Annotated in this window: 13 protein-coding genes; 1 reads left to right on the plus strand and 12 read right to left on the minus strand. The window is 43.3% G+C overall.

Annotated features, from left to right (window positions below; genetic code table 11):
* Nucleotides 1-141 precede the first annotated feature (141 nt).
* The 5 genes from mfd to ACSUPM_RS09490 form a co-directional block, all read right to left on the minus strand.
* Entirely contained in the window at nucleotides 142-3,912 is a 3,771-nt protein-coding gene (mfd, locus tag ACSUPM_RS09470; protein WP_025653012.1) for a transcription-repair coupling factor, read from the minus strand.
* Nucleotides 3,913-4,125: 213 nt separating this feature from the next.
* A complete protein-coding gene (locus ACSUPM_RS09475) occupies nucleotides 4,126-5,049 on the minus strand; it encodes an IS3 family transposase (RefSeq protein WP_201584213.1) in 924 nt (307 codons plus the stop codon).
* The gene (locus ACSUPM_RS09480) at nucleotides 4,953-5,468 is read right to left on the minus strand and encodes a helix-turn-helix domain-containing protein (protein ID WP_201577444.1); all 516 of its coding nucleotides are present in this window, start codon (nucleotides 5,466-5,468) and stop codon (nucleotides 4,953-4,955) included. Before ACSUPM_RS09480 ends, ACSUPM_RS09475 begins: the two co-directional genes overlap by 97 nt.
* Before the next feature lie 100 nt (nucleotides 5,469-5,568).
* Nucleotides 5,569-6,084, minus strand: a complete 516-nt coding sequence (gene rraA, locus ACSUPM_RS09485) for a ribonuclease E activity regulator RraA (protein WP_025652998.1) — start codon at nucleotides 6,082-6,084, stop codon at nucleotides 5,569-5,571.
* A gap of 89 nt (nucleotides 6,085-6,173) precedes the next feature.
* Entirely contained in the window at nucleotides 6,174-6,875 is a 702-nt protein-coding gene (locus ACSUPM_RS09490; RefSeq protein ID WP_025652999.1) for an NAD-dependent epimerase/dehydratase family protein, read from the minus strand.
* A gap of 482 nt (nucleotides 6,876-7,357) precedes the next feature.
* Here ACSUPM_RS09490 and rpsT point away from each other — a divergent pair, with 482 nt between their 5' ends.
* Nucleotides 7,358-7,624: a 30S ribosomal protein S20 gene (gene rpsT, locus ACSUPM_RS09495; protein ID WP_010200097.1), complete on the plus strand. Its 267-nt coding sequence runs from the start codon at nucleotides 7,358-7,360 to the stop codon at nucleotides 7,622-7,624.
* Between the two features lie 130 nt (nucleotides 7,625-7,754).
* Here the strand turns inward: rpsT and ACSUPM_RS09500 are convergent, their stop codons facing one another.
* From ACSUPM_RS09500 to cmk, 7 genes are all read right to left on the minus strand, one after another.
* Complete coding sequence (locus ACSUPM_RS09500; protein WP_025653001.1) at nucleotides 7,755-8,591, minus strand: histidine phosphatase family protein; 837 nt, start codon at nucleotides 8,589-8,591, stop codon at nucleotides 7,755-7,757.
* Between the two features lie 161 nt (nucleotides 8,592-8,752).
* The gene (locus ACSUPM_RS09505; RefSeq protein ID WP_037026311.1) at nucleotides 8,753-9,550 is read right to left on the minus strand and encodes a metallophosphoesterase; all 798 of its coding nucleotides are present in this window, start codon (nucleotides 9,548-9,550) and stop codon (nucleotides 8,753-8,755) included.
* A 230-nt stretch (nucleotides 9,551-9,780) separates the two neighbouring features.
* Nucleotides 9,781-10,479 carry an orotidine-5'-phosphate decarboxylase gene (pyrF, locus tag ACSUPM_RS09510; RefSeq protein WP_025653003.1) on the minus strand — a complete coding sequence of 233 codons (699 nt, stop codon included), beginning with the start codon at nucleotides 10,477-10,479 and terminating at the stop codon, nucleotides 9,781-9,783.
* A gap of 73 nt (nucleotides 10,480-10,552) precedes the next feature.
* Entirely contained in the window at nucleotides 10,553-10,957 is a 405-nt protein-coding gene (locus ACSUPM_RS09515) for a lipopolysaccharide assembly protein LapA domain-containing protein (protein WP_025653004.1), read from the minus strand.
* Nucleotides 10,958-11,055: 98 nt separating this feature from the next.
* The gene (locus tag ACSUPM_RS09520; protein ID WP_025653005.1) at nucleotides 11,056-11,361 is read right to left on the minus strand and encodes an integration host factor subunit beta; all 306 of its coding nucleotides are present in this window, start codon (nucleotides 11,359-11,361) and stop codon (nucleotides 11,056-11,058) included.
* A gap of 334 nt (nucleotides 11,362-11,695) precedes the next feature.
* Entirely contained in the window at nucleotides 11,696-13,384 is a 1,689-nt protein-coding gene (gene rpsA, locus ACSUPM_RS09525) for a 30S ribosomal protein S1 (protein WP_025653006.1), read from the minus strand.
* A gap of 287 nt (nucleotides 13,385-13,671) precedes the next feature.
* On the minus strand, nucleotides 13,672-14,424 hold the full coding sequence (cmk, locus tag ACSUPM_RS09530; protein ID WP_025653007.1) for a (d)CMP kinase: 753 nt from the start codon (nucleotides 14,422-14,424) through the stop codon (nucleotides 13,672-13,674).
* Nucleotides 14,425-14,591: the final 167 nt, after the last annotated feature.

Consider the following 14,591-nt stretch of genomic DNA (forward strand, 5'->3'; position numbering starts at 1 on the left):
AAGCTAAATATAGGATGTCGCTATTTTATCAGTTATCCAACCGATAAAATAGCGCTATGACTGATTGTCTTAGGATGCAACATTCACCTTATTTAAATTATTTAGCGAATCTGTTCAGTTTAAAAATATAAATCAATGAAGCTAAGCTGACTCTGCCACCATATGCTCACTAAAATAGCGTAATAGCTCTTGAATTGCACTGACGCGCTGCTGCGGTGTTGCCAGTTTATCGGCATCCTGATAACGAATGCCAGAGGCACCATTCATACGATAGCGCTGCCCATTGCTCTGAATCAACTTAATAATCGCTAAGGCATCGACCGGTGTATCAGGTGCAAATTCTAACGTCATGCTATTACTATTGGCATCAATCTTATTAATCTTTAGCGGCTCAGCTTGTATACGCAGTCCGTGAATGGCAAATAACTGCTTGGTTTGCTCAGGTAATATGCCAAAACGGTCAATCATTTCAGTACGAATATCAGTCAGAGCTTCTTTATCATCAGCATTACTGATGCGCTTATAAAATAATAAACGTTGATGAACATCGTGTAGATATTCTTCTGGTATCAACGCCGAGCTATGCAAGTTAATCTCGCTGGTCAGCGACAATGGTGTGCTTAAATCAGGCTCTTTACCTGCTTTAATCGCCTTCGTCGCTCGCTCTAGCATGTCCATATATAAGCTAAAACCAATCGCTTGCATATTACCGCTTTGCTGTTTACCAAGTATCTCACCCGCGCCGCGAATCTCTAGATCTTCGCTTGCCAGCATAAAGCCTGCACCTAAGGTATTGGCGCGTTCAATCGCATGTAAGCGTCGCTTGGCATCACCTTTAAGACCTTTGATAGAAGGCACTAGCAGATAACAATAGGCTTGGTGATGACTACGACCAACGCGACCACGTAGCTGATGCAGTTGCGCCAAACCAAACTTGTCGGCGCGCTCAATGATAATCGTATTGGCATTGGGTACATCAATGCCGGTTTCGATAATGGTCGAGCATATCAGCACATTGAATTTTTTATGATAAAACTGCTGCATGACTTGTTCAAGTTGGCGCTCTTGCATTTGTCCATGAGCGACCCCTACTCGCGCCTCAGGAACCAGCTCACGTATGGTTTCTGCCATACGCTCAATACTCGCCACGTCATTATGCAATAAATAAACTTGCCCGCCACGCAGTAGCTCACGCAAGATAGCCTCTTTCATTAGAGCATCAGTTTTTTGCATGACAAAGGTTTTGATAGCCAAACGACGTGCCGGTGGTGTCGCAATAATCGACATGTCACGCATACCTGAGAGCGCCATATTAAGCGTTCTAGGGATGGGAGTCGCAGTCATCGACATACTATCCACATCAGTCTGAATCGCCTTGATACGCTCTTTATGACGCACGCCAAAGCGATGCTCTTCATCAACAATCATCAAGCCTAAATTAGAGAATTTCACATCGGGTTGTAATAGTTTATGCGTGCCGATAACGATATCAACCTTGCCAGCTGCAAGGTCTGTTAGCACTGTTTCTTGATGCTTTTTGCCACCGAAGCGCGATAGCGTTTCGATACGCACTGGCCAATCAGCAAAACGGTCGCGGAAATTGTCTTCATGCTGGCCTGCTAGCAAGGTTGTCGGCACCAATACTGCCACTTGATAACCGGCGCTGACCGCGATAAACGCCGCGCGCATGGCCACTTCAGTCTTACCAAAACCTACGTCACCGCAGATAAGGCGATCCATTGGTTGGTTTTGCCTCATGTCTTCCATCACCGCATGGATAGCATTGGCTTGATCGGGCGTTTCTTCAAAAGCAAATTGACTGGCAAACAGCTCGTACTGTGATGGATCTATTTTAAAATGAATACCAACTTTGGCTTCGCGCCGTGCTTGCATATTAAGCAGTTCAGCCGCCACGTCATGGATTTGCTCGAGCGCTTTTTGCTTGGCTTTATCCCATTTGCCGCTGCCAATTTTATGCAATGGCGCCAGTGCAGGATCACCGCCGCTATAACGGTTAATCATTTGTAAATTGGCAACCGGTACATAGATACTGGCATCATCGGCATATTTCAAATGAATAAATTCTTGTTCACCATCGCCGACATCTAGCGTAATCAGTCCATTGTAACGCCCGATACCATGCTCGATATGCACCACTGGGCTACCTTCGGTTATCTCGGTAACACTTTTAACCAAAAACTCTTCTGACACACCGCTTTGACGACGGCGGCGCGTTTGTAGTACTTGCCGACCAAATAACTGTGTCTCACTAATCAGCACTAAACGTTCAGGAACATAAACCCCGCGCTCAATGGGTGCAACCGTGAGTCCAACCTGCGGCAGCTTATTACCATTGCTCTTTGATTTGTCTGCTGCTAAAAATGCCTCAAAGCTATCATAAGCCTTGATATCAATTTTACCTTTAAATAGCTCAATGAGAATCTCACGACGACCAGCCGTTTCTGCTACTACTAATACTGGGGTTGCCGTTTGTTCTTGCAGCGCTAAAAACTCTAACAGCTCGGTAAGAGGCTCAGCTTTTTGATGGTTCACGGCCAATTGAGGTGGCTCTTGTGCGCTTAACGTCACCAAACCTTGTTGCTTACTCGGCACAAGCGACAGTTGTGACTGTGAATCTGACTGCCCTTCAACTTGCAGCAATGATTTGTCTGCTAACAATGACGCATCTTTTAATAATGAATCACTGCTATCAATCGCAGCGACATCGGTCATAGTAGCGAGTTCATTACGGGCACTGAGAATCACGCGTGGATAATGATTGAGGTGCTCGTTTAGAGTATTTGATAATAAATACAACAACTCAGGCGCGACGATAGGCTTATCGATATCATGACGGCGCTCTTCATAGCGGCGCTGAATCTGTGACCAATAATCTGCCTGTTTTTCGTTAATCAACTCATCTGTTATAAATAGCGCATCACTTGGTAGGTAAGCAAATAAGCTACTCTCAGCCTCCCAATCCTTTAAGTCAAAAAATAGTGGCTGATAGTATTCAAGTCCGCTACTGGCGATACCCGCCATGACGTCTTTATGCAGCTCAAACTTACGGCTACTGGTATTAGGAAACATCGCAGCAAAGTTAGTGCGAAAGGTCTCGCGCCCCTCATCAAGCGGAAACTCTTTGGCGGGTAAGATTTGAAATTGCTCAATAGGCTTTGAGATATCTGGCAGTTTATGCAGTAGCGACAGCGACTCTTTGCCCATGCTACTATCGTTGCCGCTCATCATCGTTTTTAGGTCATCAACGGTCAATGTGCGCTGGGTCTGCGGATTAAAGAAGCGAATGGTTTCAATTTCATCGTCGAATAAATCTAGACGTAGCGGAAACGGCTGACCCATGGCAAAGATATCAATAATACTACCGCGTACGGCAAATTCGCCCGGCTCAAAGACGTTCTCAACCGCACGATAACCGGCCTTTGCCAACAAGCCACGTTGGGTGTTGATGTCGAATCTATCACCCACACTCAAATCAAAATGCTGCCCTATCAGCCAGCTTGGCGGTGCGACCCGATGCATCAACGCCTGTACCGAGATGAGCAGCACGCCTGACGCTGGCATATCGGTTAATAGATTGATACGTTCGCTGACGATATCTTGATGCGGTGACAGCTCATCATAGGTCAATGTCTCCCAATCAGGGAATACATAAGCATCGACGCCGCAGAATGCCAACTCTGTCTCTATCTGGTTAAGCTGGTTTTGGTCACGAGTTACCACGACTTTCAAACGGTCGGCAACATTCCATAGCGGCGTTTGCACCAGACTTGCCAGCCACAAACTACTGACTGCCCCATGCACAGGTGCCAGCCAACGGCGCTGGGCATTCTGGATAGGGAATAACTGCTGGTTAATCGGGTCAAAGGCGTCAGTCAAAGCAGTGATAGGCATAAAGAATAGGATCAACGTTAAGAGTCAGAAAGCTATTATACGAATATTTCAGCAATTACCAAAATTTATGCCGTAACGGTTTGTCACTTAGCATTTTTAATAAAAAACCAATAGCTAAATAGTTGATAAAAATTATATTCGTATATAAAGACAGAGTAAATGTAAAAACCTCAACGGTTAAGTGAACTGACCCCCGAAACTTGGACGGTTTAATTAAAGATAGTACTGAGCTCTGTATTGTACAGGGCTCAGTCCTTTTAGTTTAAGCTGAATTCTCTCATGATTATAATAATGCATATACTCATGAATCTGTTTCTCTAAATCTTCAATGGTTTTCGGCTTCTTAATATAAATCGTCTCACACTTTAAAGACCCAAAGAAGCTTTCCATCAATGCATTATCTAAACAGTTCCCTTTTCGGCTCATACTTTGCTTAATGTTATTCTCTTTAAGCGTATTCGCAAACGCTTTCATCTGATAATGCCATCCTTGATCTGAATGCAGCGTGAGCTGCTCGGTGCGCTTTGTTGGTATGCCCTTAAGCGCACGATCAAGCATCTGTTTGACCAAGTCATATACCGGTCGTTTTGATAGCTGGTAGCTGACAATCTCATTATTAAAGCAGTCAAGTATCGGTGACAGGTACAGCTTGTCATCGCCGACTTTAAATTCAGTAATGTCTGTCAGCCATCTGCGATTGGGCGCACCCGCCCGAAACTTGCGCTTGACTCTATTCTTAGCAATGACGCCGCACGCTCCTTTATAGGATCGGTACCTTTGTCGTCTGATTCTCGCTGTCAGCTTAAGCTGTCCCATCAGCCGTGCAATCAGTTTGTGGTTATGAATGAGACCCTCATTCTTAAGGGTTTGGGTGATTCGACGGTAGCCATACCGACCTTTATGCTGATGATAGATGTCACTAATACGCTGTTTAAGATCGGCGTATTTATCTTGACTACTAAGACTCGCCCTACGGTAGTAGAAACTACTCCGCGCAAGCTTTGCTATGCTGAGTAAGTCAGATAACGTGTGCTTTAGTCTCAATCCTTCGATGAGCCTTGCTTTGTCGCGGCTTGTTCCCTTTCCCGAAGCAAGGCATCGAGCTTTTTTAGATAGGCATTCTCCGCTCGTAGATATGCGTTTTCACGTTTGAGCTCTGCTAGTGTCTTTTCATTATCGGGTTTGTCTGTGATAGGAGAGGTCATGGGATGACTACCTTTATATTTGGATGTGAGTCCAGACATACCATGGAGCCTGTAAGCTTTATGCCAGTGGCTAATAAGCGCAGGTGAGCTGATATTAAACCTAAGGGCAGTTTCAGATTGGCTTAATCCTTCTGCTAACATCACAGCGATCACTTTATACTTAAAGTCGCTACTGTATTTAGTTTTATTAGTCTTAGGTTTGATGGCGTCTATACCACTATGCTGATACTGCTGAACCCACTTAGATACCATTTTGTTATCAAGTCCAAACTTCTCACCTGTCGCACCGCTACTATGTCCTTGACGATAGTATGCTATGACTTTGATCTTAAAGTCTATGTCGTATTTCATAAAATAACCCCCAGAAGTTGTGTCCAACTTATGGGGGTCAGTTCAAAGCTGAGGTTTTTTAGTTGTATGCATTAAGCTGCTTTTAAATTATAAGCGGTTTTTAAATTAATGGCTTGTCGCTCGCGATAATGCCGTTATTGTCTGCATAAACAAACATACCAGAATTTAGGGTTAAATCACCAAAGCTAATCTCGATGTCAGTTTGGCCTTCATCACGGCGGGTTGATTTACGCGGGATACAACCGAGCGCCATGACCCCGATATCCATTGCTGCCATATCATCAACATCGCGCACACAGCCGTACACCACAACCCCTGCCCAGCCATTATCAATCGCCGACTGCGCAATCATATCGCCTAGCAGCGCGCAACGCATAGAACCACCACCATCGACGACCAATACCTTGCCATTACCGTCTTTATCTTTGCCATCACTATTTAATAACGATTTTACGCGGCTATTATCCTCAAAACATTTGACCGTTACGATTTCACCGCAAAACCTATCTTTACCACCAAAGCTATAAAAGGACTTACCTTCGATATTAGGCAAGCACACCTGTGACTCTGGGTTGGCATCCAATAAATCGCAAGTCACAAAGTTTTCTTTATTCATTGCGGTTGCTTCTGGCATCGTGTTTGACATGATGAGGCTCCTTAATTACTTATAATTGATTTTAACTATTTTTTTATGTACTGCTTAGGCTATTTTTTCACTCTAGTCATTGCCAGCATCTGCTTATTTTCAATGATATCCGTGTGCTCCAATAACGGTTCGGTCCGGTATTTGCTACGCTGATAAATGTCATGGGCGCTCATAGCCATAGCGCTAGCAACACGCTTGGCCGAAATAGGATGCAATGATAACGATTCAGACACCAACGGTGATATAAGCTGAAAGGCTTTTTGGCCAATACTTTCAAGTGGACGACCTTTATGTTTGCCAAGTAACAAAGACGGGCGAAAAATCACTAGCTGGGCAAAATCCAAGGCCACAATCGACTGCTCAGTTTCCGCTTTGACCCGATTGTATAAAAAGCGACTGCCGATATCAGCGTTCATCGATGACAGCAAAAAGAAGTTTTCAACACCTTTATCGCGGCATAATTTAGCGAAATTGACATTATAATCATGATCGACTTTGTGAAAAGCTTCATCACTACCCGCTTGTTTCTTAGTAGTACCAAGGCAACTAAAGGCATCCGTTGTTCGATCAACCCCAACACTGGCAAAGATTTCGCTTAAATTATCAAAATCATTGACCTGATAAAAACGCATACTGGCATTGATATAGCGTGGTGGACGCCGAGCAATCACGATCAACGTATCATAAATCTCACTAAGCTGCTTTACAAGATGTTGACCTACCAATCCTGTCGCGCCAATCATAATTGCTTTTCGCTGCATACCCTATCCATTTGTATTTTGTATAATGTTAGAAAATCCATGATGATGAGAAGACATATCCGTAAAGAAAGATCGCTCATGTATCATACCTAAATTAACGCATCACTGAGGGTTATTAGGCACAGTTAGACACAGTTTATTGTAAGAGATTTTGTCAGTAATAGGCATCGCTTGGCGACCAACTTTGCTCTTAATAGCCAAATACAGCAAAATATTAGCAGATAGTTTAACTACTTTGTGCATTAACTATCAAATATATTGTCCTAAGCGCAATAATTTGCTAAGATAACCGGCTTTACACGTCAACGCTGTTTAATTATTCCAAACAGTTCTGGCGCTTGCGATGTTCTATCGATATTAGAGGTCTTAATATCAGACATCGACATCATGTTTGGCGAGAGGCTGCTCGTCACCGATGATTGTTAAACCCATTATTGCAATCAACATTCATATTTTTATCTGTCTTTATCAAGGAGATACGCGTGGCTAATACTGCACAAGCTCGTAAACGCGCCCGTCAAAACACCAAACGTCGTCAGAACTCTGCGTCACAACGCTCTATGGTTCGTACTTACTTAAAACGTGTTGATGCGGCAATCGCTGCTAAAGATTATGACGCGGCTACCGAAGCTTACAAAAAAGCGGTACCGGTTCTTGATCGTATGGCTGACAAAGGTATTATTCATAAGAATAAAGCTGCTCGTCGTAAGAGCCGCCTAAACAAAACAATCAAAGGTCTACAAGCTTAAGATTGCTAGCGTTTAGACCGCATCTCGCCTTTATAGCGTGATGACTAAAACCTTGTTACCAGTTCTAATACTGGAGCAAGGTTTTTTTATGCCTGTTGAGAAATTATTCATCATTTGGCAAAAAAAACAATTAAGTCCACTTTACTTCAGGTGGCAATAGCAATTTATTCGGATGAAAACCAGCAGCACGGTAGCCCTCTAATAAAGCGCTAATCGGGCGGATATAAACCTCACCGCGCCAAACAAAATAAGCATTGGCTTGCTCAAAGGGCTTATCATCAAACCACAAAAACACCCCTTCCATCATCTTAGGCCAATCATTCCAATCGATTTCGGTCACATCAAGCATGACCGCTAAAAAAGCAGACAATAAAGTATCGTGACTAACAGCGAGCATTAAATGCCCGTGCTGCGGTTGATGTTGATAAAAAAGCGACAAGATATCGAGACCACCCTGATAGGCATTTTTAGTGCCTTCGAGGTTGCCTTGGAGGAAACGATTGATAAAGTTAAGCACCCCAATCTCTTTAAATACCACGTTGGCAATCTCAGGCTCAGTGACTAGGCTGCCAGGCTCTACTAGCAAAGACTGATGAGCGATATTGCGCTGTAGTCCCGCGCCTTCTTGCATCAGCTGCGCAGTATCAATACAGCGACCAATCGGGCTTGAGATGCTATCGACATCGAGCGAGTATGGCAAATGTCCTGCCAACCAACGCCCCCAAGATTTGGCCAGTACACGGCCTTTTGGTGTCAGTGGCAACTGGTAGCTGGCAAAACCATTACCATCAGAACGCTCGCGCAAGGAGTGTCTGGTAAATAAAATCAGTCGTTTATCTTCGGGCAAAAGGCGGACCGACGAGATCATGCTATCCGGTAAGTGTGACGGTGCTGGGGCACTCGGCGTGTGGCTCGCAAGCTTATCAGCGGATAGTTTTGACGGGGTATCAATAGGATATTTACTCATGCCAGCAAGCGTAGCAGATTTTTTATCAGGAATGAACAAAATATAAATCCAGTTGCAATATAAGCAGTAATAATGATTAGAGTTTAAGACAGATTATTATCATGATTGCAAAATCAAACCTGCTGCTGTTTGCGACATAAGGTTGTTATGAGACACGCTACTCACCCAATATCAATGACCTTATTCCATGCGAATGCTATCTCAGTACTACTGACTTCATTAGGATAAGCACGCGGATTGACGATCACGCGAGTATTACCAATACGATAATCAAATGCCTCATGCGTATGCCCATGCACCCACAGCGTCGGCGCCCAGTCTTCATGCATCCAGCCAGAAAAATCACTCACGAATGCCGCATTACTCGGTAGGCTAGCGTACTTTTCAGACACCGATAAGGCGCTGACACTATGATGACTCATGACAACAGTTGTTTTGCCCAACCCTTTAGAGGTTATTAAGGCTTTTTTTAGCCATTGCCGCTGCTCAGCATGGATTTGCATCGATACCTCAGGAGAGAAAAGATCGTTGCCAGCATAGATTTGCTTATAGTCACGCATAAAACGTCTGGCAGCGGCCATCGTGTCTTCATTGGCCTGATATTGATAATCCGTCCACAATGTACAGCCTAAGATTCGTACCTCGCCGATATCAAAATGTTGGCATTGTAAAACCCGAACGCCTTGCTGCAAGTGGGCATTATAATTGTCCCAAGTGGCAAGCTTCTTATCAAAATGCAACACATCTTCATCAAAGTACTCGTGGTTGCCTGCAATAGTAAGTAGCGGTATTTGTAGACGCGCTGCTTGCTCCTGCAACCATGGCATGCCGTTATCGCTGTTAGCGGTGTCTCCCGCTACTAACAACACATCTGCGTCGGTTTTGGGAATATGTCCCATGGGATGCGATTGACGCGCATAGCTGTCAATATGTAAGTCGCTTAAAATCTGTAATTTCATACTATCCAATATTATTTGATAATACCATTTCTCAAAATTGAGCAGCAAGCAAAACTAGAGGCCACGTGCTGTCTCTTAATAGACTATGCAAATTTGCAATTGCCAATCATAGGTTTAAGTAGGTATCAGTATAAATTTAACTAGTGTAGCACCTTTTCATTGACCAGCAAAAAGTAAAAAAGACAGCCATTTAGGCCGCCTTTTTTTATTATTCTGTTACCATAAAAAGATCAAATACTTTGAAGTATCGTCTGTAGCTTAGTAGCAGGATCTTTAGCTTGAGTAATCGAGCGCCCTATGACCAGATAATCAGAGCCCTCATTCAATGCTTGTTTCGGGGTACAGATGCGTTTTTGATCATCCGCATTATCATCTAACAAGCGAATACCAGGGGTTACTAGCTTAAAGTCTTGACCGCATAATGCTTTAAGTACTTTTGCCTCCTGTGCTGAACAAACGACACCATCAAGCCCCGCTTGTTTGGTCAACTGTGCTAATCGACTCACTTGCACATCCAGGCCATCAGTAATACCCGTTTGCGTCAATGCTTGATTATCCATAGAGGTCAGTACGGTGACGGCGATTAGCAGGGTATTAAGGTTATTATCCAATAAGCGCTGTTTTGCTAATGACATCGCCTCGAGGCCAGCGCTGGCATGGACGTTGACCATCCATACACCAAGCTCAGCGGCAGCCAGTACGGCTTGCGCTGTGGTATTAGGAATATCATGGAATTTTAAGTCTAGAAACACATCAAACTGGCGCTGCTGCAAGTTCTTGACGATATCAGGCCCGCAGCGGGTAAATAACTCTTTGCCTACCTTTAAGCGACATAACGCTGGATCTAATTGATCAGCCAGCGCTAAAGATGCCACCATGGTCATATTATCTAAGGCGACGATGACGGGAGACTTAATTACATTATTCATGGTTTTGCCATATTTATATCAGAGTATTCAAAGCACTATAGGTGCAGCTTAATCATTCATCTCATTCAGCGATTTAATCTCGCCTATGCTTAGCCAAAGTAGAGGCTTCATCTATATTAACCGCTGTGTCTTGTACATGGGTCTCAGTTGTCCCGTAAACTGCAGCTTCTACCGTAGGCGCATTCGCTTGACGATCGATAGCGATATTGGCTTGCGTCAATTGCTCTTGTAGATGTATATTGGCCTTTTGCAAGCGTGAGATTTCCCACTTATTTTGCAGCACACGGAAGATAAGCAACGCTAACAAAATACCAATGATAATACCGAGTATCAAACAAAGTATCAGTAGCAGTCCTAAATTCATCGTCGGTGCTTGTGAGAACAATAAATTGACACCGACCTCAGTATTATTGGCTAATACTAAACCTAGCGAATAAGCAAAGCTTAAGAACAGTAATATCAGCAGTAAGATGCGCATGAGACGTATACCTCGGTTTTGAATAGAGTTCATAGTTTAATGATAGCAGTCTAAAGTGTGTCATTAATAAACACATCTATAGCATAGCTGCTACTGTACTATTTATTGGCTACTTTATCATTGACGGCTTCACGTAGTGCTTTACCAGGCTTAAAATGCGGTATCGCTTTGGCGGGTACCGGTACGCTCTCACCTGTTTTTGGGTTGCGCCCCATACGGGCGCGGCGATGATGGAGACAAAAACTACCAAACCCACGAACCTCTACCCGACCGTCATTGGCTAAAGTATGGGTCATCAAATTTAATATTTCACGTACTGCATCATCTACAACTGTATCAGTTATATTTTCACAATTCGCACTCAAATTACTAATAAATTCGGATTTGTTAATCGCTTGCTGCATTATGACGCTTGCCCTGTTGATTAATGGATAAAATGACTGTCTGTCAAAATCTGTTTTTACGATGGCTTATTTTTTGGCTAACTAATGAGTTAACTCATAAACACTTAAACTTACCGCTGTTGCCATAAAGCCGTAATGTCGCTTGAATCTTGATTTGACTGGTGTCTTGTTACTCAATGTTGCAAATGATAGCGGATATTGGGATAAATGGAAATAAGAGTTTGCCTGTTTTAGCAAAAACCTCAATCATTCATACTACTTAGGTAAATTTGATCATAAAAAAAAGCGACCGGAGTCGCTTTTTTTTGTTACTACTATATTAATAGCTTGTCGCTTACTGCATTTGTTCTTTAATCAAGTCACCAATGGTTTTTGGCTGTGCATCAGAACCTGGAGCAGCAGTCGTGCTAGTGCTACCAAGATCTTTAATCGCTTGACGCTCTTCAGCTTCGTCTTTCGCTTTGATAGACAAGTTGATGTTGCGTGTTTTACGATCTACACTAATGATTTTCGCTTCAACGTCATCACCAACCGTTAGATGCTTAGTCGCATCTTCAACGCGGTCACGTTGGATCTCAGAGGCACGTAGGTACGCTTCAACTTCGTCAGCAAGCTCGATAGTAGCACCTTTAGCGTCTACTTCTTTTACTTTACCATTAACGATAGCACCGCGGTCATTGTTGACTAGGTATTCGTTGAATGGATCAGAGCTTAACTGCTTCACGCCTAGGCTGATACGATTGGCTTCTGCATCTACAGACAATACCATTGCTTCAACGGTGTCGCCTTTGTTGTAGTTACGGATAGCATCTTCACCAGTTTCGTTCCAAGAGATATCAGATAGATGAACTAAACCATCAATACCACCATCTAGACCGATAAAGATACCGAAGTCAGTGATTGATTTGATCGTACCAGTGATTTTATCACCGCGCTCGTGTTTCTTATCAAACTCATCCCATGGATTGGCTAGAGTCTGTTTGATACCTAGGCTGATACGGCGACGCTCTTCATCGATATCAAGAATCATTACTTCAACTTCATCGCCCACTTGAACTACTTTTGATGGGTGGATGTTTTTGTTGGTATGATCCATCTCTGATACGTGTACTAGACCTTCAATACCTTCAGAAATCTCAGCAAAACAACCATAATCAGTCAAGTTGGTTACACGTGCTTTTACTACACTACCCACTGGGTAAGTGCCGCCAACGTTATCCCAAGGATCAGTACCAAGTTGTTTTAGACCTAGGCTAACGCGATTGCGCTCACGGTCAAACTTCAATACTTTAACTTTTAGGTCTTGACCAACTTCAACGACTTCAGATGGATGCTTGATACGGCGCCACGCCATGTCAGTGATGTGCAATAGACCATCGATACCACCTAGGTCAACGAATGCACCGTAATCAGTAAGGTTCTTAACGATACCTTCGATCTCGATACCTTCTTCAAGCTTGTTCAATAGCTCTTCGCGCTCAGCTGAGTTTTCAGCTTCCATAACTGCACGACGGCTAACCACAACGTTGTTGCGTTTTTGATCAAGTTTGATGACTTTGAATTCTAGCTCTTTGCCTTCAAGATGCGTGGTATCACGGATAGGGCGAACGTCAACCAATGAACCTGGCAAAAACGCGCGTACTGAACCGATATCTACGGTAAAGCCGCCTTTAACTTTGCTAGAAATAATACCTTTAACGATCTCATCGTTGTCAGAGATTTTCTCAAGGAAATTCCAAGTCTCAACGCGTTTGGCTTTTTCACGTGACAGTAAGGTTTGACCCATACCATTATCAACCGCTTCAACCACAACATCGACACTATCGCCAACTTCAACTTCAAGTTCGCCTTCTTCGCTTAAAAACTCTTCACGAGCGACGATACCTTCAGATTTAAGACCAGTATCTACTGTAATCCAATCATTATCGATGGCTACAACAGTACCTGTAATAACCGAGCCACGCTCGATATCCAGACCTGTTTCTTCGATGCTCGCTTCAAATAGTTCAGCAAATGATTCCATTATGTCTACCTTTGTATAGCCGTATCCTGTCCAGCACAGTACGGATCAAATTTATGACTATATAAAACGGAATACTGGTTTTATATCCTATATAGTCATATAAAAAACGGTTGTTGTTAACAAGCCCATTATTGGTAAACTCAATGTTTACTAAACTCATTAACAACAATTGTCTTTTCATACTAAAACTGCAATGTCGTTTTAGTCATTCCTTATCTTACACACTATAATTTTATACTAAAATCAAAGATATAGGAAACTTTTTAGTGCTTAATATGTTGTTTCTATTAACTATTAAAGCAAATACCCTGATTCTGGCAATGTTTTTTTATCTGCTCATAAACCGCATCAGCATCAAGCGTTGAGCTGTCTAATACTAAAGCATCTTCTGCGGGCTTTGACGGTGCTGTCGTACGATTTTCATCACGATCATCACGGGCTTTAATCGTCGTTAATATTGCCTCAAAATCTGCCGCTTGACCTGCTTCTGTTAGCTGTGTAACACGGCGCTTGGCACGGGCTGCCGCGCTAGCAGTCAAAAACACTTTAACGTCAGCATTTGGAAATACAACTGTTCCCATATCACGACCATCAGCTACCAGTCCTGAGCGGGTTGCCATATCTTGTTGTAGCTTTAGTAAAGCGTGACGAACTGTCGGATAGACAGCCACTTGTGAGGCATAACCACCAATCGTTTCGTTACGCACCTGCTCACCCACTGCCTCACCATTCACGATGATATCGACACGCCCTGACTCATTGTTAGGTACAAAGGCAATCTCTAAACTTTGCGTTAACTGTAATACAGCCGTCTCATCAATCGACTGACTGGCATCGGCAGTAATCAATCCTGCTTCAAATGCCTTTAAACCAACGATACGATATAAAGCGCCTGAATCTAACAGCTGATAATTCAATGCTTGTGCCAGACGCCAAGTTACCGTGCCCTTGCCTGCGCCACTTGGCCCATCAATACAGATAACAGGATAACGCATTGGCTGCGCTTGGCTATTATCATTAGCAGGTGTAGAGACGGTCATAGGATTCACTTATCACTTTATAGTAGGCACTGCGTATGTGGCGGCTTTTATACTAAAAACCTCATCAAACAAAAGCGACTTGATGCAACAGTAACTACGCAATATTTACTTAATTATCAACTGCTTGTTAGACTACTAACTTATTAGCAACCAAATAGGGCGATATT

The sequence above is a fragment of the Psychrobacter okhotskensis genome (genome assembly GCF_965638355.1).
Classification (GTDB): Bacteria; Pseudomonadota; Gammaproteobacteria; order Pseudomonadales; family Moraxellaceae; genus Psychrobacter; species Psychrobacter okhotskensis.